The sequence below is a fragment of the Levilactobacillus cerevisiae genome (genome assembly GCF_003946245.1).
GTDB lineage: Bacteria > Bacillota > Bacilli > Lactobacillales > Lactobacillaceae > Levilactobacillus > Levilactobacillus cerevisiae.
The window spans coordinates 73,513-99,158 of the sequence record NZ_RHNN01000013.1; the positions used below are offsets into that span (position 1 = coordinate 73,513).

Here is a 25,646-nt window from a genome sequence, read left to right on the forward strand (position 1 = left end):
AACTAGTGCGGTCGGCACGTAATGTCTCCCTTGAATTGCGGCGAGGCGGCTAGTGAGGCAGCCAACAATTTGCTGGTTATTATAGGAGTGAAGATTTATGGCTGGTGTGAAAAATAATCGGCGGGCGCAGTATACCCAGCAGACGATTCAAGATACGGTGCTGGGATTACTGGAAAGCAAGCCGATCAACGCCATTTCGGTGACGGAGGTCTGTGCGCAGGCTGACGTGAATCGGACGACATTTTATCGGTACTACACCGATATTTATGATTGCGTCGCGTGCATTGAAAAGGACTTTGTGGCGGCGTTACACCCCTTAGAAGAGGGAACGCCGGCTCAGGCCCTGGAACACCTGTTAACGGCCTTTTATGCGGACAAGAAACTCAGTAACCTGGTCTTCATGGAGGGTAAAACCAAGCTCCTGAAGCGGATGCAAGAATTGATGCGGCAGAACGGCCCGGAACCACCGGTCCTTGATGGCTACCAAGAGGCCTACATCAGTGCTGGTTTGCAAAGTATCCTGAAGAAGTGGGTCAAGGACGGCATGCCCGAGACCCCGCAGCAATTAACCAAAATTATTATGGATAACATCCTACCCAGTAACCTAATGGCGCTCCATGATGAGATTTGTGGGGCGTAAATATTACATTTTGCCCGAAATGCCGGGAAACAGTTGTCTTTTTGCTCGGTATTATTTATCATGGTATCTGACTGTATGGAATTACAATGGAAGATAAATTAAGTGAGGAACACATCACAATGAAGAAAATGATTATTCACGGCGGCCGACCACTTTCTGGAGAAGTGACCATCGGCGGCGCTAAAAATAGCACAGTAGCATTGATTCCGGCAGCGATTTTGGCTGATACACCGGTTCGTTTCGATATGGTACCGGATATCCTTGATGTGCATAAACTAATGTTAATTTTGAAATCGATGAACGTGCACTCCACGTTTGAAGATGGGGTCCTCACCATTGACCCGACGGAAATTGTTGAAGCACCGCTCCCTAGCAAGGCCATCAAGAGCTTGCGGGCGTCGTACTATTTTATGGGGTCCTTGTTGGGGCGGTTCCAACGGGCCACGCTGAGCTTCCCTGGCGGCGACAACATCGGGCCCCGGCCCATTGATCAGCACATTAAGGCGTTCAAGGCGCTGGGTGCGTCGGTCGATGAGCACGATGGCACGGTGCGGATTACGACCGGGCCAGAAGGCTTACACGGCGCACGGATTTTCTTGGATATGGTGTCCGTGGGCGCGACCATCAATTCTATTTTGGCTGCGGTGAAGGCCGTGGGCACAACGGTGATTGAAAATGCCGCCAAGGAACCCGAAATCATTGATATTGCCACGTTCCTGAACAACATGGGCGCACACGTCCGTGGAGCGGGGACCGACGTCATTCGGATCGAAGGGGTCCCAACGTTGCGGGCGATGAACACGCACACGATTATTCCCGACAGAATCGAAGCCGGGACCTACCTGTCCATGGCTGCGGCTGTGGGGGATGGCGTAGTTGTGAAGAACGTGATTCCAGAACATTTGGAAGCCTTCACGGCGAAGATGATTGAAATGGGCGTCCCGTTGGAAATCAACGAAGACAGCATTTACGTGCCCCGGGCCGATGACTTGAAGCCGATTCAGGTCAAGACAATGCCGTTCCCAGGGTTTGCGACCGACCTGCAACAGCCGTTGACGCCGCTGTTATTTAAGGCGGACGGCAGTAGTGTTGTGATCGATACCATTTATCCCAAACGGATCAAGCATATCGCGGAATTGCGTAAGATGGGCGCCCACATTCGTTCTGAAGAGGGCACCATCGTGGTCGATCCCAGTGATGACTTGATTGGTGGCGAGGTTCAGGCGGGAGAAATCCGGGCCGGCGCCTCACTGGTGATTGCGGGGTTGATGGCGGAAGGCGACACGGAGATTAGTCAGGCGGATAATATTTTGCGCGGCTATGACCGAATTGTAGCGAAATTAACGGCTTTAAACGCCGACGTCGAGATCGTTGATGACAGTTTAGTTGAAAATGGCCAAGATTAGCCATTGCCGCTAGGGTGTTTTCATGTTATAATTCAACGGTTGACGATTAAAATCAATCTCTGATTCAGTCAATGAATCAGGGCAAAGGAGCGTAATACATTATGAAGCAAGGAATTCATCCAGATTACCGCGAAGTTGTGTTCCAAGACTCAAGTACTGGTTTCCAGTTCTTGTCTGGCTCAACTGCAAATTCCGACGAAACTGTTGAATGGGAAGACGGCAACACCTACCCATTGATCCGTGTCGAAATTACTTCTGATTCCCACCCATTCTACACTGGTAAGCAAAAGTTTACTCAGGCCGATGGTGCTGTGGACCGTTTCAACAAGAAGTACGGTTTATCCAACGACTAATTATAAAATTTATGATTTGTCTTACCGGTTACGGGGCTTTGGCCCGGTGCCGGTTTTTTTGTGTAAGAGTGTGGAGCGAGCCGCTTAGGTCCTGAGCATTAACGTAGCTAAGTGAATAACCCCGGGCTTGGGTTATTTTCTTAGCTGGGTTAAGCGCAGGGACCTGGCTCGCGGAGCACATTTCGGAGGCTGCCAGACTTGGGATTTAATGGCGAGAGAAAGATTAACGGTTTAAAGCAAGCTAAGCCCAACCAGCGCTAGGCCCCGTTAGATTCGCTAAAATCAGCCGACACAACGTTCTGTGGTGCAACGAGAGACCAAGTTCCACCAGCACCAGCTAAGCACCTAAAAACAGCACTCAGGCCGTCTAAGCACTACCCAGCTACAACCTCCGACCCCTCAGTGCAATCCACAAACAAATTTGTAAGTTTTCTGACCGCCACGAGTCGGAGACTTTGTTTTTGTCAGTAAAAAGGGTAAAATTCAGAGTCGTAGAGATCGAATTACTTGGGGATTGGAGTAAGAAATATGGCAGACAAAAAGAAACAGCAGCCGAAACGTCGTTGGCGATGGTTGTGGAGTACGCTGTTTGTCCTCCTAATTGTCATTTCGTTGGGCTTAATATTTAACGAACAAATTAAAAACTGGTTGATTTCTTCTTATCAACCTAAGGTGACACGCAAGGCCGTCAAGAGTAATGAGAAGAAGAAGGCCTCCTACGACTTCAGCAAGGTCAAGTCGCTGGACTTCTCCACTGTTGCCAATGCGCGCTGGAATACGGCGGACATTCACGTGGTTGGTGAAATTTTGATGCCACAGTCGAAGATTCATTTGCCGATTGCGAAGGGGGTCAGCAATGAGGTCTTAGCGCTCACGGCGGGGACCATGCGGCCGGACCAAAAGATGGGCCAAGGCAATTATCCATTGGCTGGTCACCACATGTCTTCACAAACGATTCTATTCAGCCCGCTGTACTGGAAGACTCGGGTTGGCCAGATGATTTACCTGACCAATGCCAAGACGGTGTTCGTCTACAAGGTGAGCGTCCGGAAATTCATTCCGGCAACGGACGTTGGGGTGGTGGCTCAGACCAAGCAAAAGTTGGTCACACTTATCACTTGTGACGCGACCGGTGCGAACAGACTGATGATCCGGGGGAAATACGTGAAGCAGATGGCGTATAAGAACGCGCCTGTTTCCGTGCAAAAGGGCTTCCACGGTGGCTTCAACAACAAATAAACGTAAGAATTCGACATTTTCTGTCCAAAAAGCAGAAAATGCCGAATTTTTTTAATTTTTTTCAAAAAATTTTTAAATAAACAGTACTAGAGCAGCAATGGTCAACAAACTCAGTAGTGATAAGGGGTTGCGGCACATAGTACATACGAGATACTAAAAGTGAAAATGTTCACACACCCTATAAAACAAATGCAAAAGCTGTGCTAATTTGAGGATAGTGGCCTTAAAGCACTAACTGTACCTGAAAATAAAAGTGCCTATGAACGTTGATGTTATCGCCTTTTAATTGTAATTGCGTTTATAGTGTAAATGTATATGTTGGGGCTGAAAGGGTTTCCCAAAGAGTCATTCTCCCCACAGATAATTAAGAGTGGACAAAGAAGAGAAAATGAGGTACTATATTCTTGTAAGGTTGATACAGAGAAAACACCAAACGTTGGGGGCACGATTAACTAGGGTAATCCCGCGAGGTTGTTGGACGATCAGCCATAGTTGACAGAAAGATTTTTAGCCAAAAAGGCTTAAAGGGGATAATAAATATGTTTAAGAAGACTTTAGGTTTCGTTGCTGTTGCTGCTGCATTTGCTGGTTTAGGTTTAGTTTCAACGACGACTGCCAACGCGGCTGCTGCAAATTCTGATGATGTTACTGGAAATACCACTGCACAAGTATCATTGACCAACGATGACACTGCCGGACTTGGTGGTATTAAGCTGACTGCAGTACCAAACATCGTGTTTGATTCCACTGCGTTAACTGGTGCTGCTACCTCTGCTGCACTTAAGAGTATGGATAGCGATTTAACAGTTACTAACCCTGGTATTGATTCTGCTACTGGTTGGACGGTTCAACTGAAGAGTGAGCCCATGACTAACGCCGAAGGCAATACCTTGACCGGTGGTAGCTACACACTTGATGGGACTGCTAGTGTTGAGAAAACTACAGACGACACTAATGCAACTACAGCATTGACGAGTTCCACTACAATTAATACTGGTAATACAGAGTCGCAAAATATCATGACTGCGGCTGCTCACCAAGGTATTGGTATCTGGAGTGCTGGTTTGAACAGTGACACAACGAAGCCAACTCTGACGATCCCTTCACAAGCAGTTAAGGGTGACTACAGTCAGAACCTTACTTGGACTTTAGCTAATACGCCAGCTTAATAATAAATAACGAAAAAAAGTGGCCAAGGCCACTTTTTTTATCTCATAATTTATGTCACAGGTGTAAATTAGTAATAACAGGTCCACATGAATTAAATGACTGTAAGGAATTGAAACATAGATTACAAACTGGTTAGACGTAATAGATACTGTGTATATACTAGTACAACGGCATTTACTCGGACGTTAAGATAAATATAGAATTGTTTATACACCCCTGATAATAATGCTTATAAAAACATTTGTTACCACAGATGATTAATTGTGGACAAAACACCAAATAGGTGCTAGTATAAGTTATGTAATAAGATGAATTCATCAGAAAGCTTCAATTAGAGTTGCTATTTAGGTAAGTGTTGAAATAGTTGTCAGGAACAAGGACGTGAGGATGGGACAGCGATGCGATTACGAGATCTAGGTTTGCTGGTGCTGAGCCTGCTGATCGTCGGTTGGGGACTCCCAACTACGGCTCGTGCGGACGATGTTCAGCAATCACACTATTCGGTGGTTCTTACCAAGCCAACGTCGTCGAGTACGAACTTGAACGGCGGCGATGGCGATGGCATTACTGGTGATAAGGTGAATAACTCAAGTTCATCGAAGACTTCACCGTCACCCACAACGAACACTAACGGTGGTCAAGGGGCGACCGTTAGCCCGACGAATAGTCAGGGAACAAGTGCCAAAGGGATTACAGGTCGATTACCACAAACTTCCGAAGCGTGGTTCGGCTTTGGGACCATGGCAGGAATCATCATGTTACTGCTGGTCTGGATTGGGATTTTACTAAAGAGAAGAAAACAACAAAATTAAAGTTGAGGGAGATTTTCATTATGACTAAGAAAACTTTACAATTATTAGCTTCTGCTGCATTGGTTGCCGGCTTGGGCTTTACGACTATTACTGCTAACGCTGATGCAACTAGTGGTGTAGGATCACAAACTACTACTGCCAAGGTAACCTTGGATTCAAAGGGTAGTGGCGATGGTGGTAACGTTGCTGGTAAGTTAGCTTTGACGTCAGCTCCTGATGTTACATTCGCTGGTGGTACTTTAGATGGGACAAACGCTCTAGATTTGGCTGGGACCTTTGAAAAGGGCGCTAATTCTGCTGATACAAGTGCTGCTGCTGGTGCTGTTACGGTTGTTGACCCTGGGACCGCTAGTGGTTGGAATGTGCAAGTAAAGAACACTGCCATGGCTAATGATGACTCAACTGCAAGTGGCGCATCTGCACAAATTACGGGTGGTAACTTCACCTTTAGCAATGCCGTCTTAGCTTCGTCAGATGGTGCCACTGCCAATGCTGCTGTTCAAGATATCTCGGATCTAAGTAATAAGGCTGATACGGTTCAATTCAATACTGAGGGTACTGCCAACCAGAACATTTTCCATGCTGAATCCGGGAATGGTGTTGGGACATGGGCGAACACTTACAATGCCGCTTCATTACATGTTCCAGCTGGTAACGCCAAAGGTTCATACACGTCAACCTTAACTTGGACGTTAACTAACACTCCTGAAACTAAATAACCACAAGCAGTCTAGCATGTAAAGGAGGGCTGCGCAGTGACTAGATTAACAACGTTATTAGTGGCTTCGCTGGTCCTCGGCACCATTGCCGTGGGCGTACCAGCAACCGCTAAGGCTAGTTCTACGACCTCCACTGGTAATGAAACGACAACTGCTAAAGTGACTTTAGTAGGTGGTGACACCTCGAAGCCGGTCAGTCCAAAGGATCCAGATGGATCTGGCGGCGAATTCCCAGGCGACAATCTGGACCCGAATAACAAGGGGACGGGGTCGACCGGGGATTTGACCATCGATTATGCCTCTAACCTGGTGTTTGATGAAAATAGTTATGCGGACGGTATCATTACCGCCACGGCTACGAATAATCGGGCGTTTGTTCAGATTAGTGATCGGCGTTACACGGGTGATGGTTGGCAGCTCATGTTGACACCAAGTGTGTTGACGGGCCAATCGGATTCCAGCAAGATTTATGGCGACAATGCCTCAATCGAGATGGGTGTAACCAAGTTTCTAGCGTCTGGTGCCACCGTCAGCAAGTACCCGCACGTCACGACTTCCAGCACAACGAGATTGCCCTTGGGAGAAATGGCGAAGGTGGGCCAAGCTGACGCCGGGACTGGGCTAGGCACGTGGATCTATCGTTTGAACTATGACACGACTGAACCAACAAAATTATTAGTAAATGGGAGCCAGGTCTCCGAAACGCAAACCTATACGGGTGTGCTGACTTGGACCCTCACAGATTCACTACATTAAAAATGTTAAGAATGCGAATGCGGTGGCGACAGCTACCGCATTCTTTGTTACAATGAGAACATAAAGCTGAGTTTTTATGGAGGTTGGGAGAATCATGAAACGTTGGGTTAGAATTTTAGTAACATTAGGGACGTTACTGATGGCGTTTGGCTGGTACCAACAGACTGCACACGCCGAAAGTGTGGGTTACTCGGTCAGTGCGGTTTTACCGAAGAACCAGGATGACAAGAAGGTTACCTACTTTGCCTTACGGGTTAAGCCAAAGCAGCAACAGAAGCTGACGATTGTGATCCGCAACACGAGTAATTCCATGAAACGGTTCCAGGTTGGGGTCAACCAAGCGATTACCAACGACAACGGGGTCATCGACTACAGCAAAGCCAACCCAACGTTAGACAGCTCACTGAAGGTCGGCATCAAGGATATTTTCAGCAAGGACAGCACACAAAAGGTGAATGTCTCTGCCAAGAGTACCAAGAAGGTTTCCGTTTCCTACACCATGCCTGCCAAGACGATTGACGGGATGATTTTAGGTGGGGTTTACGTGAAGCAGTTAACCTCAAATGACAGTTCCAGCGCGAAAAAAGGTGTGACCATCAAGAACGCCTTCGCCTACGTCATTGGGGTCCGTTTACGGGAAAGCAGCGTTGACGTTGCGCCTGACATGAAGTTAAACACGGTTAAAGCGGGACAGATCAACTCCTACAACCAAATCCAAGCCAATTTACAAAATCCTCGTCCAGGTCTGATGAGTGAGCTAAAGGTCAACTCCAAAGTGACCAAGGCCAACGAAACCAAGACGGTCTTGAGCAACGAGAAGAGTAACATGTCAATGGCGCCAAACTCTAACTTCAACTACTCGATTCCTTGGGGTAGCAAGCAGTTAACGGCTGGCGAATACACCTTGACGCTGGACGCCTACGCCAAGGGCGGTTACCACTGGCACTTCGTCAAGAACTTCAAGGTTACCCAAGCACAAATCAATCAATTAAAGAATAAGATTAACACGCCGCAACAAAAGAACTACTTCTGGTGGTTCGTGGCCGGTGGAATTCTGATTCTCCTGTTGCTGATCATCATTATCTACTTGTTAATGAAGAACCGGCGCAAAGATGACGATGACGTCGCAAGCGACAAGACGGATTCGACGAAATAAATAAGCTTCTCATGAGCGTTACGTGTGCCCGACCAGTGTCAGCTGGCGGTGTGCGTAACGCTTTTTTTTGCGTACAAAATTATTCCGGGTGTCACCGAATTTCACCCGAATAGCGTAGGTAAGTTTAGTTAACAGAGCAAGCCAATGATATCCCTTACTGATGGGGTTAAAAGCGTTGTCTAGGGTTAATCGCTACAAGAATCATCGTATAATAGGATTAGATATTGAAGGCGGTAATCAAGTAGGCAATCACGAATTTTATTGAAAAAGGACCACAGATTACGATAGGCGTAACGCTGTGTGTAAGACAGCCTGAAGCAATGGTTTTGGGGACCAATGGCTGTGGCTACCAAGGTGACAAAGTTGAGGACCGACTAGAAAGACAGCGAGGGGAGTGTCAGCGATGAAGATGCGGACTTTATGGTTAAGTGGATTGGCAGCGCTTACGGCACTGATCGGTGGGGTGACGGTTGCTCAGGCGGCGACCATGCCGGAGGGATTGCCTATTAAACCCTATTTTCAGGTGGGAACGTTTACGGGAGCGACGAACTCGGCGACGGTCATTAATGACAGCACGGCGGGGAGCCAGACCCAGGCGGTCCAATTGACGGATGCGGCCAATCAGTTGGGAACCATTTGGGCGAATGAAGATGGCTATTATTTTGATTTAAAGCAGGACCAAAAGGCCTCGATGTGGATGTACTTTGATGACAAGGGAGATCAAGCGGGTGACGGGATGGCATTTGTGCTACAGAACGATGGCGATAAGTATGCCGCCGTTTCCAGGACAGCGCTAACGAACAAACCGGCCGTGGGCGAAACTATGGGTGTCTGGGGCAGCCCAGACAACTACACGACGCTACAAAGCAGCGTTGTCTCTGACCAGGCAATCAAAAATAGTTGGGCGTTGGAGTTTGATTCCTTCGTCAATGATCAGCCCTTCTCAAGCAACGTTCAAAATTCGACCGACTTCGACCTGTACGTTCCAAATGTGTCGAGCCAAGATACAGAGAAGCCGCACATCGCCTCGCAATATCCGAATAAATCAGCCACATACTCCCGGCGGTACTACGGTGGGCAATACTATACCGTGATGCTACACAAGGGAATTATCCAAACGCCCTTATCTGACGGCGCATGGCACCACTTGACGCTGCAATATAAAGCACCAGCGAGTTACCCGGGGACGGGGGAAATGAAGTACACGTTTAATGATAAGGATCCTGAGACGGGCGCGGCTATCCCGACGACCGCGGCAATGACGCAAACCCTTGATATTGATACGGCCACGGTCGATCCTGAAAACACCGGTCAAGCAATGTGGGGCTTTACGGGTTCCACGGGGCAATCGTTTGAAACGAATCAGGTCGTCTTTGAGCAGATTCCTGGATTAGTTGATGCCAGTGCGACCGCCAAAATTTACGATAGAACGGAAGACAACGTGGAGATTCCAAACAGCGCGGCAATCATGGGCGGGGATCGCCTGCGGTTGGATTATAATCTAACCTATAATTCGGGACGAAAACCTTGGGATAGTATCGATGCCAAGATACAGATACCAACCAACGTCACGGTCAATTCCGGAACGGTGACGTATGCGGACGGCACGCAGGAGACGGTTGATCTCTCTGGCTACAAGGCAGGCAGTTCGGAACTGGATTACGTGCTCAAGAAGTCGTTGTTTACGGGCAGTAATCCAACGGCGACAATTTCGCTGAATGCGACCGCAGCCAATCCATCGTCTCAGACCGTTGTGGCCCCAACCACTAGCAAATTCAGTGCGCCGCTGGGGATTGCGTCTGCTGATATGGTCGGCTTTCAAATTGCCCACTCTGATGTCGACCTCTCCGCAGCTTTGACGAGTGACAGCTCCGTCAGTGTTCTGCCTGGTAAGACGACAACGGTCACGGGGACGGCAACGCTGAAGGGCGCTAGCGACAATGCCCAGTTTACCCTGCACCCGACGCTGAACGACCAGGATATTGCCACCTCAGATTTTGATTCGACCAAACAGAGTGATGGCAGTTACACCGGGAACTTTAGCTATCAGCCATTAGCGAGCGATTTGAAGACGGGGCTGAATACGCTGAACCTGTACGTATCGGATGCCTCGGGGAATTCATCGGCCAACATTTCCGTGTTGATCAACGTGGCGGGCATTCTCAGCTACGACCACGTGCCGTCGCAGATTTCATTTACCGATACGGCGCTGAACGGCACGGGGCAAATGATTCCGCGTGAGGGCGACTGGGCGTTACGGGTGAACGATGCCCGGGGGACCGGTTCGACCTGGGAGTTGACGGCGCGGATGACAAAGCCGATGACCTCCACGACGACGCCGTCTGCCACGTTGGCCGGGACCCTGATGTACAAGTCAACGGCAACCGCAACGCCGACGGTCATTGGCACGGATTCAGCGGTACCAGTGGCCACGCACACGTCCACCAGTGACGATGACACGACCGATGCCACCAACTGGGATAGCGATGCCGGCATGCTGTTACACGTGAATAGTAGCGCCGTGAACGGTACCTATCAGGGTGAAATCACCTGGAACCTGGCTAATGCGCCTGAATGAGGGTGTTAGGTGAAGATGACTCGGTTCTGTGGCTAGCCAAGTAGAGAATTGCATGAGGGTGTAGACGATTATCGTAAAGGATAATGTCTGCACCCTCTTTGTGTCCCGGGAATCGTTAATGACAGGGTTGATATGCTGCCATTGCGTGACTTGAAAAATGCTGGCGGTGATTGGTTTGATACAGAACGTGTCTGTTGTGTGAATAGGTAAAACTGGTAATAGATAATGCAAGCATTGTTTTATGGTAGGTCAAGTGAACAAACTTTATTTATTCGCCATTCCAAGTTATAATAAAGGTTAGTGGATAGTTGATATGACTGATTTTTTTAAATCGAACCGTGACTAGGGCAAGAATAATTTGTGTAACAGATTATTAAATCTGTAACCGATAATTAAGTAACTTGAAAAGAATGAGTCAATGAGAGCGGATACATAGGCGTGCGATCACCGGGAATGGCCGCACAGAGAAAAGTTGAGGAAGGGAGTTTGAAAATCTTATGCGGCTAAGAGCGGGAATCGTAAGTTTAATGACTTTACTGCTGGCATTGGGATTGTTTGGCTTGCAAGCAACGACAGTTCGGGCAGATTCGACAACTGATTCTGCTACGGACTTTGGTAATGCGGTGGCGTCAATGCCTGAGGGGCTGAGTATCAAGCAATATTTCACACCGGGGAATTTCACGGGGACCAACTCGGCGACGGTGACGGATGACAAGAGTAGTACGGATCCGACCCAAGCGGTACGGTTAACCAATGATAAGAACCAGTTGGGGACGATTTGGGCTGACGACGATTATTACTTTGACTTAACGAGAAATCAAAAGGCTTCAATGTGGGTCTACTTTGGCAATCGGGGAACTAGTGCCGGTGACGGGATGGCTTTCGTTTTGCAAAATGATCCCCGAGGAACTGCCGCAACCTCAACCAAGAGCGCTGACGGGTTACCTGCTAGTGGTGAGTCGTTAGGTGTCTGGGGGTATCCGGATGATTATACGACTAGTGCCACTGGCGGTGTTGCTAGTCGTGCTATTCAAGCTAGTTGGGCGCTGGAGTTTGATACGTTTCCGAATACGCAGGATCCAAGCTCTAATGTCGCAAATATGACGGACTTTGACTACTACAAGGTGAACTTTGGAGCCTCAAAGCCGGAAACCAAGAATCCCCATATTGCGTCCGCCTATCCGGCACAGTCGAGCACTTATTACAGAAGATATTATAGCGATAATAATTACGCGACTACCATGAATCATCAAGGGGTCGTTCCGAACGTCACGTCGTTGTCCGATGGTGCATGGCACCATGTTACCATGCAATACACGGCACCGACCACGACTGGTGGGAAGGGCAATATGACCTATACGTTTAACGATAAGGACCCGAACACGGGGCAATCCGAAACTGGTGAAAGTAACTCATACGAAGTGGATCCAACAAAGCTAACGCCCGCTACCAATCCTGCTTCACCAACGGCTACCATGGCAAAATGGGGATTCACTGGATCCACCGGGGATAACTACGAAAATAACCTGGTGGTCTTCGAACAGATTCCTGGATTGGTTGATGCCAGTGCGGCTGCCACGGTTACCGATGTTACCGCGGGCGCGGCCATTCCTAATGGAGCCACGATTAACGGTGGTGACCGGTTGCGAATGGATTATAACCTGACTTATAACGAAGGCCGGACACCTTGGAAAGCAATTCAAGCGCAAATTAAAGTGCCCACCGACGTTTCGCTGACGGCGGCTAAGGTCACCTATGCGGATGGCACCACGGAGACGATTCCAATCGATGGCCTGAGCGGGCAGGCGTTGGACTATACCTTGCAGAAAACGTTGGACAACAGCGGTAGTACGGGCAGTGGTGGCGCAACCGCTACAATTTCTTTGTACGGCCGTGCGGATAACGTGGACGCGACGGTTTCCAGCACCGTCAACACTTTCCGGGGCAGCAATGCCTTGGCGACGGCTGAAGCGGCTGGCTTTACCATTCAGAAATCTACTGGGACCTTGGCCCTAAACCTAACGTCTAATTCGACCGTCAGCATGGCGCCAACGGATACGACGACCTTAACGGGGAGCGCATCGTTAACTGGCGCTACCACTAGTTCTGCCTTTACGCTGCACAGTTCGGTGAACAACGGGGATGAGACGACCACGAAGTTTGACGGGACTGGTAGCTCGCAGACGTTTAGTTCGGTTGTGAAGGGGTCTGACCTTAAACAAGGGACCAATACGATTGATCTGTACGCGACCGATGACAATGGCGATTCCTCTGGGACCGTCACGGTGACGGTGACTATTGGTGCGCTGGGATTTGGCACGGTGGCACCGAATAGTTCCTTTGCCGATACGGTTTTGACCGGTCAGGCGACGACGATTGAACGGAATGATGATTGGTCGTTGACCATTGATGATAGTCGTGGTTCCGGTAGCGGTTGGACGCTGCAAGCCGCCACGACACCGTTTACGGGTAAAAACATACCGGATAATACGCTGAAGGGCAGTCTGGTGTACGTGGACAGCAATCACAATACAACCGTGCTCGGTTCGACACCGATGACCGTCATGACCCATGAAAATAACAGTACGGACACGACTACCAACGTCGTGGACGGCTGGACGGCGGATACGGGCCTGCTGCTGAAGACTAACAGTGATGCCTTGCAGGATGATTATTCTGGGACAGTGACCTGGTCGTTGATCAATGGGGTTAGCTAGGGATGTGCGCGACGTATTGTGAGTTAAATGAATTTTAGGGCTATTGGTTGTGTAGGGCCCTTAACTTAATGAAGAGTGAGCAAGAGGAGTCAGAGTGGCGAAATGCTGCTTTGGCCCCTCCTTTAGTTTGGAAATAAAATGGCAAAAGGGTGCTTACTAAACGTTACATTTCTTATAATAAGGACAAAAATTGTGCTTTTTACTGATTATTATTGGACGACAAGAATACACGCGAAACACCCTTTAACCGGTTTATCGGGAGCCGGTTTCGTGTATGGATTAATTAGTATTATTTTTATAATATCAAACAAATAATGGTATACTGTATTTATTGAAATGAAGGCGTTGACTACGTCTGATGACAAAAGAAAGTTCAATTTAGCAATTAACAAAGCAATCACGAGGGGCTTCAATGGACAGCCTGAACCTACCGTGGTTGAAGAATGACGTGGGTGGAAAGTGAGGCTTTCAAGCGATGAGAGCGCGGATGAAGATGATGATGGCAGGACTAGTGGTTGTTGCGGGCATGACTGGCTGGGTCCAGGGAACAGTTTCCGCCCGAGCAGCTGTTGGGGATTCAATGGCGACGGTACTGAACACGGCGCCACAAGGACTACCGATTAATGCTGATGGCTACTTCACGGAGGGGACCAACAGCAAGAGTACCACGGCCAACGAAGCATCAATTTCAAACGTCACGACTCCTGGGGTTGAAGATACCCAAGCCGTTCAGATTTCTAACAGTGCCGATACCGATAGCTGGGGGTCAATCTGGTCCAAAGGGGCTTATTTTGACTTAGACAAGAATCAATACCTCTCCGCTTGGATCTATGCAAGTAAAGGATCGGAAAATGATGGACCGGCGGATGGGATGGCAATCGTCCTGCAAAACGGTGGCACGAATGCTTATTCCGGCACCGGAGAAGCGCTTGGTACCTGGGGGATGGATAATACCAAGAGCAAAACAGATATTGCCAGTGCAGTAGCTGCTAGCGCCATTCAAAATAGTTGGGCGTTGGAATTTGACACCAACGTCAATAATTACGATCCAGCAAGCAGTTCAACTCTTGGGAACAATGTTTGGACGCCTGGTGATGCGGGTGAATTTGATCTTGGTGCTAACAGTACCGTACAGAACGGCGGAACAACGGCAACGGGGATGAGCATCAGTGGCCAGCACATTGCTAGTGGCTATCCGGGGGACCAGAGTTACTACATCCCTAAAAGTCAGTTCACCTCAACTGGGATGCTTCAGTTTGGTACCTACTATTACTACGAACTCAAACACGACGGCCTGTTGCAACAAGGAAGTACGTCGTTCATTGCTGATGGCGCTTGGCACCACGTTACCCTGGAATACACGGCGCCAACGGATCCCACTGCAACTGACGCGGCTGGGAGTATGAAATACACGTACAATGATAAAAATCCAGATACGGGGGCAGCCACACCTAGTAGCGCTCGGAGTGCGACGGTACCCATCAACTTCTCTGAATTTCATTTTTCCAACTCTGATCATGAAGTTTATTGGGGCTTTACCGGGTCGACGGGGGCAAGCTCAGAAAACGCGCTGGTTGATTTTGAACAGGTTCCTGGTCAGGTGCGAGTCAATGCTGGGGCCACGCTGACGAAAATTACCGACAAATCTAAGGATACGGGAACGACCATTAATTCTGGGGATACCGTCTCTGGCGGCTCAACCGTGAAACTTGAGTATGATTTTAACTGGGCTGACGGTGATAAGGATTGGACGGGGGTTAACGCGACCCTGAATATTCCGGATGGCATCAAGCTGACTTCCGGGACTTACCAACGGGACGATGATTCTACGGCAACCAAGATCAGCGACTTAACCGAGTCCAGTGGAAAATTGAAGGTGGCGATGGGAGATTCCGGGATGACCCTACTCTCGGGAACCGACGCGACCGATGATAAACAAACATCTGGTAAAATTGTGCTCTACGGAACGGTGGACAACAGTGGCACGACCACCAGTTCCGACGCGAAGGTCAGCCAAATAATTGGGACCAACGCGTTAATCCAGGCAACAACGCCGCAATTTAATATTCAGCAGTCCACCATTGGCGTGAACATCGACTCGGAAACGAGTACGTTAAACGTCAATAAGGGGGATGACGCAACGGTTAAGGGGACCATCGATTTGGCAGATGCAACCACTAGGGCCAGCGATATTTCGTTAGCCGCGACGTTGGGCGGTAGTGATGCGGATATTAAGAATTTGACGATTGCGGACGACGGTACGGCTAGTCGGGCATTCTCGTTCACGGTCCCCGCCAGCGAACTAACCACGGCAGGAAATCATGATTTGAGCCTGAAGGCATCGACCGGCGGAACTGATTCAGATCCAGCTACCGCTACGATAACGGTTGGCGACCTGACGTTTGGCGACGTTGACACGACTATGACATTTCCAACTACTTTCTTAACGGGGAGCAGTCAGACGTTGAATCGGGACAGCACGGCATTTAATCTGGACGTGGCTGATTCACGAACGGCGAATTCACCGTGGTATCTCTACGCAACGGCCCAACCAATGACCACTGATTCGGCAACGGATACCGGGCAATATACCTTGGATGGTGCGCTGATTTATACGGATGCTGATAACAATACGAGCACGCTGTCTAGTACGAATCCCGTTCTGATCGATTCAGGAACGGCCAGTGGCAGCAGTGATGGTACGGTCACGACGACAAACGCAGCCAACGATTGGCAAAGTGATACCGGTATTCGCCTTCGAGTCAATAGTGGCGCGGTTGTTGGGAGCTACACGGGTGAGATTGACTGGGATTTGGTCAACGCACCTAAGTGAAAATTATTATAAGTATTGAGAAGCCAGTCATGAGATGTGACTGGCTTCTTTTGACTAGAAGTAAATCTTTAACTGCAAAAGACGGGATGACCTAACTTTGCTACAATTCGATATAAATATTGTTATATCAGTATTTAAGCTTTATTTTCAACTTGAATGTGATATACTGTCTTCTAAACAGTGATGGGTGTTATTATTACACACGCAATAATATAAAATTATTTGTAAAAGGGCCGTATTTGGGCGGCGATACAGGTAGTTAAGGGGAGGGATAGCTTTTGCGATTTTTGATGATTTGGGTTCTGGTGCTGGGACTAAGCTTTTTGATCATGCTGGCACAACCATTACTAGTCCAGGCCCGAGATTTTGATCATGACTTCGATGATTTGAATGCGGCTTTGGCATCTGCCCCCCAAGGCATCCCCCTCTCTTACTATTTCGATACGCCTGAATCGGAGACTAACTCCGCCGTCACGGTGAAGACGACCAACCCGGAAAGTCCCAATACGGAGGCGGTCCAATTGACGAATGGGGCGCATCAATTAGGGACGCTCTGGTCTAACGACAAGAATACATTTGATTTGAATCGTGATCAGACGGTATCCATGTGGCTTTACTTTGGTCACGGGGGTGCGGCTAGCGAAAAGGGAAACAGTGCCGGCGATGGCATGGCTTTCGTCCTGCAAAATGATGGTAAGGATGCTAGGACCAAGTTTAAGGGGCAGACATATGGTGAGACCTTAGGCGTATGGGGCGATGATGAGGACAATAGCGCAACTCTGCCGGATAATGTGGCGTTCTCTGCGATTCAAAAGAGTTGGGCACTGGAGTTTGATACCTATGTGAACAAAGACAAGACCTACGATGGTGCCGGGACAACGGGGTCATTTGATACGGACAGTTCGCAAGACAAAATTTTATTTCCCCATATTGCGTCGAACTATCCCGGGAGCTTTTTCAGTTATGAGAAGCATACGGTCTACCATACCAAGGATGGTAAGCGACCAGGTTGGGACTTTGGAGATTTTACTGACAAAAGATACTACTACTCGCTCAGGCATGAGGGCCTGATCCAAGGCAAGGATTATAATTTTTTATCTAATGGAAAATGGCATCACTTAACCCTCCGGTATAGCCAAGAGGCAGATGATAATCCGCGCAAGGGGGAAATGCAGTATACCTTTGACGATAAGGATCCCCAGACCGGTGTGCCGCAGACGGGGGAGTCCCGGACAGTTCAGATTGACAAGGACATCATTGATCCAGGCGGGCTGGGCACGGCTAGGTGGGGATTTACCGGTTCAACGGGGGGCTATTTTGAGAATAACTTAGTCGTCTTCGACCAAATTCCTGACCTAGTTGATGCCACCGCTGAAGTGCATCTGATTGATGTGACGCAGGGCAAGGACCTCACGCCTGCAGCGGATGAGCAGAGTCGTGGTCACGTTACCGAGGGTGACCAAGTCGCGTTGGACTATAAAGTCTGTTATATCAAAGGAAAGTCTGACTGGCACAATGTGGTGGCGAAGCTCAAACTTCCTAAGCACCTGACCTTTGAGAGTGGGACAATCATGCCAGCAGATGGTGGCCAACCACAGCGACTTTCACCAGCAGCGTTGGCCAATCATGAAGTGGCACAACAGATTGCGGACAAATTGGATCAGGACCACACGACGGTATACATCCATCTGACGGGAAAGGTTGACGCGGGTCCCGGTTCCGTGGCCCCCGCGACCAGTAACTTCAATGGTACGGAAGCGGTGGAAGAAGCGACGACACCTGGTTTGGTTGTCGATCCCTTGCTCAAGCTCGCAGTTAAATTAGACGAAACGAACTTGGCAGTTGCGACCGGTCAGTCAGTTGCGGTTGGTGGGCACGTTGCCATTCTGGATTCGGCTCTGCAAAGTCCCACTGTGACGCTGCAATATGAGCTCAACGGCACAGCGATGCCGACCGAACAGGCATTGGGTGAGATTGCGGACGGGCAGACCTTTCGAAAGACACTTTCAGCAGCTGATTTGCAGGATGGCAGTAATGAGCTGTGTGTGACCGCAGTTGATGACCAAGGCAACAAGTCCCTGTCAGTGAAAGTGCACATCTTCAAGGGACAATTGGACTTTGGCACGATTACGAAGGCGGTAAATTTTCACGCTAACTTAACGGGCCAGGCTACCAAGGTGTATCCCACACAGCCCTTTGACCTAACCGTGGCGGATACGCGCGTCACGGGCAGTTGGCAGCTGTCGGCAAGTGTCGCGCCCTTACAAACGACGCAGCAGGCTACCTTGGCGGGACAGTTAGAGTATGTAACACCAACGGAACGACTACCGCTCTCGGCCACACAACAACGGATCGCTACGAAGCCACCTGTGGTGGGCGATGCTTTGAAGGCGGTCACCGCCATTGCGGGCAACAAGACGGGTGACCGGGGACTGCTCCTGCAATTACATTCGAGTGCCGTGGTAGGTCACTATTCAGGTGAGATTACCTGGACCCTGGCCAATACGATTACGGCCTAGTGAAAAAAGAACCCTTAACTGATGACAGGCGCAACTCGTGCGGGCAGTTAAGGGTTCCTAACGAATCCGGATTATTTAGAAAGTTCGTCTAACCAGGCTGGTAATGCCTCGGCCAGTTCTTGATAGGTCAACTCAAATTTATGGGTATACCACGGGTCGTCGATAGCTTCGCCTTCACGCCCCGGCAGAATGTCCAAACAGAGTTTAATTTTGGCCTGATCTTCTAGGGTGGGGGCTAGCCGCTGGAGATTGTAGACGTTGCTGTGGTCCATGGTAATAATCGTGTCGGCCCAGGCAAAGTCTTCAGCCGTAATCGGCCGTGAACGGTGCTGGCTTGCATCTAGTCCGTGAGCACGCATGGCTTTCAGTGCCCCGGGATGGGGATGATTGCCTTCTTCTTCGGGACTAGTGGCCACGGAAGCTGAGGTGAACTGATTAGTTAGCTGGCGTTCCGTAATCAGCTGGTTGAAAATAGCCTCGGCCATGGGAGAACGACAAATGTTGCCAAGACAAACAAAGAGCACGTGTTGCATGTGGTAACCTCCTAATTAATGGTAAAGACGGGCGTAGTTGCTGGAGTCCGTCCTTAGCGTTTGTTATGATGAGTGTACCAGAAAAAATAGGAGGAGTGAGCATATGGTAGCAATTATTTTAATCATCGTCCTGGTCTTGCTGGCCGTTTGGTATATTAGTTCTTATAACGGCTTGATTCGGACCCGGACCAATGTGCAAGAGTCGTGGAGTCAGATTGACGTGCAAATGAAGCGACGGAATGATTTAATCCCCAACCTGGTTTCGACCACGAAGGGCTACGCCAACTACGAGCAGTCGACGATGAAGAAGGTTGTTGAGCTGCGGAATCAATTGACGGCTGTTCCGGCGGATGATCACCAACAAACGATGGAAGTGTCCAACCAACTTTCTACCACGTTACGGTCCTTATTTGCCCTGTCCGAAAACTATCCGGACCTGAAGGCCAACACGCAGTTTACCCAGTTAATGGAAGAGCTGAGCAATACTGAAAACAAGATTGCTTACTCTCGGCAACTGTACAACAGTTCCGTTGCTAGCTTAACCGTTAAGATTCAGTCGTTCCCAAGTAACATTGTCGCGAAGATTCACCATTTCCAAGAGAGCGACTACCTGCAAGTTCCTGAAGAAGAAAAAGTTGCGCCGAAGGTTAACTTCGATGACTTTGGCCAAGATAAGTAGGCGATAACATGTTGTATGACCAAATTGCCTCGAATAAACGTCGCACGGGATACGTCATGTTTGGTTTTGGTGTTCTCGTTTTAGCGCTGGGTGCTGCCCTTGGGTATCTCTTCTGGAATAATTGGCTATCTGGGACCATCATTGCGGCCGTAGTCGCGGTGGTGTACATGCTCATCATGATCAGTCAGTCGACCAACGTGGTCATGAGCATGAATCATGCGCGTGAGATTACCGACGTCAGTCAGGCACCACAACTGTGGCACTTGATTGAGGACATGGCGCTCGTTGCTCAGGTACCAATGCCCCGGGTCTTTATCATTGATGATGAAAGTCCCAATGCGTTTGCGACCGGGAATAATCCCCAACACGCCGCAGTGGCCGTGACCAGTGGCATTATGTCCCGGCTCAACCGTGAAGAGTTGGAAGGCGTGATTGGTCATGAGATGTCTCACGTCCGCAACTACGATATCCGCCTGCAGACGATTGCTTTGGCCTTGTCCGCTGCAATCGGGTTACTGGTGAATTTTGCCAGCAACTGGTTCTGGTGGGGCGGTAGTCGGCGTCGAGATGATCGCGATTCCGGTGGCAACGTGATCGGCATTGTAATTTCGATTTTTCTGGTTATTCTGGCGCCATTAGCGGCCAGCATTGCCCAAATGGCGTTGTCCCGGAACCGGGAATATTTGGCGGATGCGTCCAGCGTTGAACTGACGCGGAATCCTCAGGGATTAATCAGCGCGTTACAGAAGATTGACGATAGTGCACCGATGAAGGAAGCCGACCCAAACAGTGCGGCGCTCTACATTAGTGACCCCTTCAAGCACAAGCAGAAATTTGCGGACTTGTTTGCGACCCACCCACCGATTGCAGACCGGATTGCCCGGTTGGAAAAAATGTAAAAATAGTGAGCGGTTGGGCACCTTTTCGTAGTACAATTAAGTGTGATTGAAACTAGGGGAAAGAGTGTGCAACCATGCGCGGAAATTTTATCTATCTAAGTCTAGAACCCGTGACGAACATGATTTATTCGTTGGGTATTTCATCAGCTGATTTTTTGAATGGCGTTCCAGCCATACCAGATCAGCTGCTTTTGCTGAACGAAGAAGCGGGCAACGACGTGGAGATTAATCCGCACACGCGCTTGCAGACGGTCACGGGACAAGCACAGATTCGCCGCTACCTGTTAGCGAAGCATGAACATCCCGTCAAGTGGGTAGACTATGCGCACGGGGATGACTTGGACTTCTTGTTGCCGAGTGAGATTGCGGAGCTCCTGTACTTGGCGCACATGGAAACCCACTTGCGGACGCCATTTTATGCCAAGCTCCAAAATGAGTACGCCTATTTGACGTTGCGTGATGGCTTCTATAAGACTTATTATCGGCACCTGTCAGATTTTGATCACGTGCTCGAGGTGAGTATCAAGCGGCATTTACGGGCGATGCACAATAACCGTTGGGTATTTGCACGACCATTGGCTATTTCGGACGTGCCACATGAAATCTTGTTGCAGCTAACGCAGGGCCTGATGGACGGCATGATTGTCGCGTTTGACCAATTGGTTGAACGCCACCGCATCTACGTAATTCCGGTACGGGCCATTACCCATCCAGAGCGGCAGAACACCTGGTATTCGCAAGAAGAGGTTTACGCGGATTCACGTGAGGTTGCCAGTTTGCGGTATGATTTAGCCACGCGTGAATGGGCATTGAGCATTCACGACAATCAAGTTTTTAGTGATGTTGGCGATTTAATTTAAGCTGAATGAGGGGAGCTGGACTGGTGTCTGGCTCTCTTTTTGCGTGGTCGCTGGGGAACTTTTTGCAGGACTTTTAAGTTAGGTGACGAGATTCCATGGTATAATGTGACTCAGAATCTAATGCGGAACAGGCCGAGTGTGGTAGAAGTATGCTCGGTTAGTAATTGAAACCGAAACGGTCAAGGGGATCGTTTCGTTAAATTAGGAGTAGAAAACATGAAGATGCAGCTTGCTGAAATTGCTCATGCTGTCGGAGCAATCAATGATTTCGAACAATGGCGTAGTGTTAGTGTAACGAGTGTGGCCTTTGATAGTCGCCACCTCCAACCGGGCGGACTCTTTATTCCACTGACCGGCGAACAGGACGGCCATCAATTTGTGCAATCCGCTATCGATCACGGGGCTGTCGCAACACTCTGGGCCCGTGACCTGGCGACCGCACCGGCGGATTTTCCCGTTATTCAGGTTGCCGATTCGCTGAAGGCATTGCAAGCGCTCGCCCAATACTACCTATCTAAGATTAATCCAAGAGTCGTGGCCATCACGGGGAGTAACGGCAAGACGACTACCAAGGACATGGTTGCGTCGGTTTTAAGCACGCAGTTTAACGTGACCAAGACACACGCCAACTTCAATAATGAAATTGGCGTGCCCATGACCGTGCTTTCGATGGAACCCAACACGGAGATGCTGGTCGTTGAAATGGGGATGGATCGGCCCGGCCAGCTCGATTTTTTGAGCAAGTTGGTGTCACCGGACCTCGCGTTGATTACCATGATTGGCGAAGCGCACATCGAGTTCTTTGGGACACGAGACAAAATTGCTGATGCCAAGATGGAAATTACCCATGGCTTGAGCGACGATGGCATCTTTGTTTACAACGGGGATGAACCGTTACTACAGGAACGGGCAGCCGACTTGACCCAACGGCAATTCACCTTTGGTCAAACGGTTGCGGATACGATCAACGCCACCAGCGTTATGGGCACGTCGACCGAAACCCAATTCACCACGAATCAGTGGCCAGAAGTCACATTTACGATTCCCATGATTGGGACCTATAACGTGAATAACGCGCTGGCTGCTTTGACAGTTGGGAACGTTTACCGGATTCGGCCCGAGAACATGCGGCAGGCACTGAAGACGGTTAATTTGACTGAGAACCGTGCTGAATGGGTCAAGAGTACCAGCGGCGCAGCTATCTTGAGCGATGTATACAACTCGAATCCAACGGCTGTCAAGGAGGTTTTAGCAGCATTCTCGCAGACACCAGTGACTGGCAAACGGTACGTCGTCTTGGGTGACATGCTTGAGTTGGGTGACCAGGCAGATGCGATGCACGCGAGTCTGGCAAACGCCATCGACCCAGCGGCCATCGCCCACGTTTACCTGGTCGGCGACCATATGCTGGCGTTACAAGCAGCGCTCGCCAAACAGTCACCAGAGCTAGCCGTCAGTCATTACCAAAGTGCCGACCTGGCAACGCTTACAGCAGATTTACAGGCGCAATTAACACCTGCTGATCAGATTTTATTGAAGGGGTCACACGGCATTCATTTAGAGCGTGTGTTGGCGGCCTTACAGGATTCTTCTGAAAACTAAAATGAAAACCAAGCAATTTCCGCAAGTCGTGGGAGTTGCTTATTTTGTTTCATCGTTGTATGATGGCTTAGTTGTATTTATGAAACGAACTTACCCCGCTCTAGCCAATCACTGTCCGCATCACGGAAAACGGATTTTTTCCAAGAACTCTGAGGCACTAGGGCGACGTACCCATTTAGGAGGAAAATATTTTTGAAGTTTAAAGAACTGGGTCTTTCCGATGACCTACTGAAAGCAGTTACGACAGCAGGTTACGAGGAAGCGACCCCAATTCAAGCCGAGACAATCCCCATGGTTTTGGCTGGTCAAGATGTGATTGGACAAGCCCAAACCGGGACAGGGAAGACTGCGGCCTTCGCCTTACCAATCTTGGAGAAGATCGATAAGAGCAACGAAAACGTTCAGGCGTTGGTTGTTTCCCCAACGCGGGAACTTGCTATCCAAACCCAAGAAGAAATCTATAAATTAGGCCGTAACGAACGGGCAAACGTCCAAGTCGTTTACGGTGGGGCTGACATTCGTCGCCAAATTAAATCCTTAAAGAACCACCCGCAAGTGGTTGTTGGGACCCCGGGTCGTTTATTGGACCACATTCGCCGTCATACGCTGAAGCTGGACCATGTTCAAATGTTGGTCTTGGATGAAGCCGACGAAATGTTAAACATGGGTTTCTTGGATGACATTGAAGACATCATCAAGCAATTGCCAGAAAAGCGTCAAACGATGCTCTTCTCCGCAACTATGCCACCCGAAATTAAGCGGGTTGGTGTTCAATTCATGCAAGATCCTAAGCACGTGAAGATCAAGGCCAAGGAATTAACGACCGATTTAATCGATCAATTCTACGTCCGTTCACGTGATTTCGAAAAATTTGATGTGATGACGCGCTTCTTCGACGTGCAATCACCAGACCTGACCATCGTCTTTACACGGACGAAGCGTCGAGTTGATGAAATCTCCAGTGGGCTCCAAGCCCGTGGCTACAATGCTGCTGGGATTCATGGTGACTTAACGCAAAAGCGTCGGACCCAAATCATGAACGAATTCCGTCATGGTCAATTGGACATCTTGGTTGCGACTGACGTGGCAGCACGTGGGATCGACATCAACGACGTGACGCACGTTTACAACTACGATATTCCACAAGATCCAGATAGTTATGTTCACCGTGTCGGCCGTACCGGTCGTGCCGGGAAGCATGGGGTTTCTATGACTTTTGTCACCCCTAACGAAATGGATTACTTGCGTGAAATCGAAAAGCTCACCAAGGTGCGTATGTTGCCTTTGAAGCCACCTTCGGATGAAGAAGCCCTGGTTAGCCAATTGGGTGCTGCTAAAGCAGCAGTCGACGAATTGGTTGCCAAGACGGATACTGAAAAGTATGCCAAGACGGCTGAAGGTCTCTTAAGCCAGTACGATGCTGAAGACTTAGTTGCAGCGCTCTTAAACGACTTAACCAAGGACAGTAACCAAGTACCCGTTAAGATCACCCCAGAACGGCCATTGCCTAAGCGCGGTGGCAAGGGTCATGGTGGTGGCGGTTACCATCACGGTGGTGGGAATCACCGTCGTAGTGGTAATGGCGGCGGTGGCTATCGTGGTCATCGTAACAATGATTCACGTAACGGTGGCAGCCATGGCGGCTCACGCAGTCATGACTCCCGCAACCATGATTCCCACGATTCACGGAGTCATGGCGACAACCGGAACCGTCGCAGTAACGGCGGCAACAGTGGTCGGCGTAACGAAGGTGGCAGCCGCGGCTTCACCATTCGTAAGAAAGACTAGTTTCACTTAAATTGATTAGAGGGGTCCCCACCAGTCGCATACTGGTGGGGGCTTTTTGTGTATAAGAGTGCGGAGCGAGCCGCTTAGGTCCTGAGCATTAACGTAGCTAAGGGAATATCCCTGGGCCTGGGATGTTTTCTTAGCTGGGTTAAGCGCAGGGACCTGGCTCGCGTAGCACGTTTCGGTGGCTGCCAGTATTGGGATTTAATGGCGAGAGCAAGACTAACGACCTAAAACAAGAAAGTGTTAAACGAAAGCCCTAGGTCTGGGTCGTTTCCGTTATGTTGTTAAGCGGAACCAGTTGCCTCGCGTGGGACTGCTGAAAAAGTAGGACTTTTATCTAACCTTTATGTTCCTTAGTAAAAAATAGGGTTTCAAATCTGGTGA

The 25,646-nt window shown here is 49.4% G+C and carries 19 protein-coding genes; 18 read left to right on the forward strand and 1 reads right to left on the reverse strand.

Annotated elements, in window-relative coordinates; all coding sequences use genetic code 11:
- Window positions 1-97 precede the first annotated feature (97 nt).
- The 13 genes from EKM99_RS08020 (at window position 98) to EKM99_RS08080 (ending at window position 18,898) form a co-directional block, all read left to right on the forward strand.
- A complete protein-coding gene (locus tag EKM99_RS08020) occupies window positions 98-640 on the forward strand; it encodes a TetR/AcrR family transcriptional regulator (protein WP_125582608.1) in 543 nt (180 codons plus the stop codon).
- Between the two features lie 119 nt (window positions 641-759).
- Complete coding sequence (locus EKM99_RS08025; RefSeq protein ID WP_125582610.1) at window positions 760-2,046, forward strand: UDP-N-acetylglucosamine 1-carboxyvinyltransferase; 1,287 nt, start codon at window positions 760-762, stop codon at window positions 2,044-2,046.
- A 101-nt stretch (window positions 2,047-2,147) separates the two neighbouring features.
- The gene (locus EKM99_RS08030; protein ID WP_125582612.1) at window positions 2,148-2,399 is read left to right on the forward strand and encodes a type B 50S ribosomal protein L31; all 252 of its coding nucleotides are present in this window, start codon (window positions 2,148-2,150) and stop codon (window positions 2,397-2,399) included.
- A 528-nt stretch (window positions 2,400-2,927) separates the two neighbouring features.
- Window positions 2,928-3,638, forward strand: coding sequence for a class A sortase (locus EKM99_RS08035; RefSeq protein ID WP_125582614.1), 711 nt, complete (start codon window positions 2,928-2,930; stop codon window positions 3,636-3,638).
- Between the two features lie 539 nt (window positions 3,639-4,177).
- Window positions 4,178-4,807 carry a WxL domain-containing protein gene (locus EKM99_RS08040; RefSeq protein WP_125582616.1) on the forward strand — a complete coding sequence of 210 codons (630 nt, stop codon included), beginning with the start codon at window positions 4,178-4,180 and terminating at the stop codon, window positions 4,805-4,807.
- A 399-nt stretch (window positions 4,808-5,206) separates the two neighbouring features.
- Complete coding sequence (locus EKM99_RS08045; RefSeq protein WP_125582618.1) at window positions 5,207-5,620, forward strand: LPXTG cell wall anchor domain-containing protein; 414 nt, start codon at window positions 5,207-5,209, stop codon at window positions 5,618-5,620.
- Between the two features lie 20 nt (window positions 5,621-5,640).
- On the forward strand, window positions 5,641-6,339 hold the full coding sequence (locus tag EKM99_RS08050; protein ID WP_125582620.1) for a WxL domain-containing protein: 699 nt from the start codon (window positions 5,641-5,643) through the stop codon (window positions 6,337-6,339).
- 36 nt (window positions 6,340-6,375) lie between these two features.
- Window positions 6,376-7,095, forward strand: coding sequence for a WxL domain-containing protein (locus tag EKM99_RS08055; RefSeq protein ID WP_125582622.1), 720 nt, complete (start codon window positions 6,376-6,378; stop codon window positions 7,093-7,095).
- A 94-nt stretch (window positions 7,096-7,189) separates the two neighbouring features.
- The gene (locus EKM99_RS08060) at window positions 7,190-8,251 is read left to right on the forward strand and encodes a DUF916 and DUF3324 domain-containing protein (RefSeq protein WP_225419820.1); all 1,062 of its coding nucleotides are present in this window, start codon (window positions 7,190-7,192) and stop codon (window positions 8,249-8,251) included.
- Between the two features lie 403 nt (window positions 8,252-8,654).
- Entirely contained in the window at window positions 8,655-10,829 is a 2,175-nt protein-coding gene (locus tag EKM99_RS08065) for a lectin-like domain-containing protein (protein ID WP_125582626.1), read from the forward strand.
- A gap of 527 nt (window positions 10,830-11,356) precedes the next feature.
- Complete coding sequence (locus EKM99_RS08070; protein ID WP_125582628.1) at window positions 11,357-13,546, forward strand: L-type lectin family protein; 2,190 nt, start codon at window positions 11,357-11,359, stop codon at window positions 13,544-13,546.
- 487 nt (window positions 13,547-14,033) lie between these two features.
- Window positions 14,034-16,379 (forward strand): lectin-like domain-containing protein, encoded by a 2,346-nt coding sequence (locus EKM99_RS08075; RefSeq protein ID WP_125582630.1) that lies wholly within the window; start codon window positions 14,034-14,036, stop codon window positions 16,377-16,379.
- 278 nt (window positions 16,380-16,657) lie between these two features.
- Window positions 16,658-18,898 (forward strand): L-type lectin family protein, encoded by a 2,241-nt coding sequence (locus tag EKM99_RS08080; RefSeq protein WP_125582632.1) that lies wholly within the window; start codon window positions 16,658-16,660, stop codon window positions 18,896-18,898.
- 71 nt (window positions 18,899-18,969) lie between these two features.
- Here the strand turns inward: EKM99_RS08080 and EKM99_RS08085 are convergent, their stop codons facing one another.
- Entirely contained in the window at window positions 18,970-19,431 is a 462-nt protein-coding gene (locus tag EKM99_RS08085; protein WP_125582634.1) for a low molecular weight protein-tyrosine-phosphatase, read from the reverse strand.
- Window positions 19,432-19,534: 103 nt separating this feature from the next.
- On the opposite strand from EKM99_RS08085, the gene EKM99_RS08090 reads away from it, so the two are divergent.
- The 5 genes from EKM99_RS08090 to EKM99_RS08110 all read left to right on the forward strand — a co-directional run bounded on the left by EKM99_RS08090 (window position 19,535) and on the right by EKM99_RS08110 (window position 25,259).
- Window positions 19,535-20,110, forward strand: coding sequence for a LemA family protein (locus EKM99_RS08090; RefSeq protein ID WP_125582636.1), 576 nt, complete (start codon window positions 19,535-19,537; stop codon window positions 20,108-20,110).
- A gap of 8 nt (window positions 20,111-20,118) precedes the next feature.
- Window positions 20,119-21,009 carry a zinc metalloprotease HtpX gene (htpX, locus tag EKM99_RS08095; RefSeq protein WP_125582638.1) on the forward strand — a complete coding sequence of 297 codons (891 nt, stop codon included), beginning with the start codon at window positions 20,119-20,121 and terminating at the stop codon, window positions 21,007-21,009.
- Between the two features lie 74 nt (window positions 21,010-21,083).
- Window positions 21,084-21,869 (forward strand): hypothetical protein, encoded by a 786-nt coding sequence (locus EKM99_RS08100; RefSeq protein ID WP_125582640.1) that lies wholly within the window; start codon window positions 21,084-21,086, stop codon window positions 21,867-21,869.
- 216 nt (window positions 21,870-22,085) lie between these two features.
- On the forward strand, window positions 22,086-23,471 hold the full coding sequence (locus tag EKM99_RS08105; RefSeq protein WP_125582642.1) for a UDP-N-acetylmuramoyl-tripeptide--D-alanyl-D-alanine ligase: 1,386 nt from the start codon (window positions 22,086-22,088) through the stop codon (window positions 23,469-23,471).
- Between the two features lie 192 nt (window positions 23,472-23,663).
- Window positions 23,664-25,259, forward strand: a complete 1,596-nt coding sequence (locus tag EKM99_RS08110) for a DEAD/DEAH box helicase (RefSeq protein ID WP_125582644.1) — start codon at window positions 23,664-23,666, stop codon at window positions 25,257-25,259.
- Window positions 25,260-25,646 lie beyond the last annotated feature (387 nt).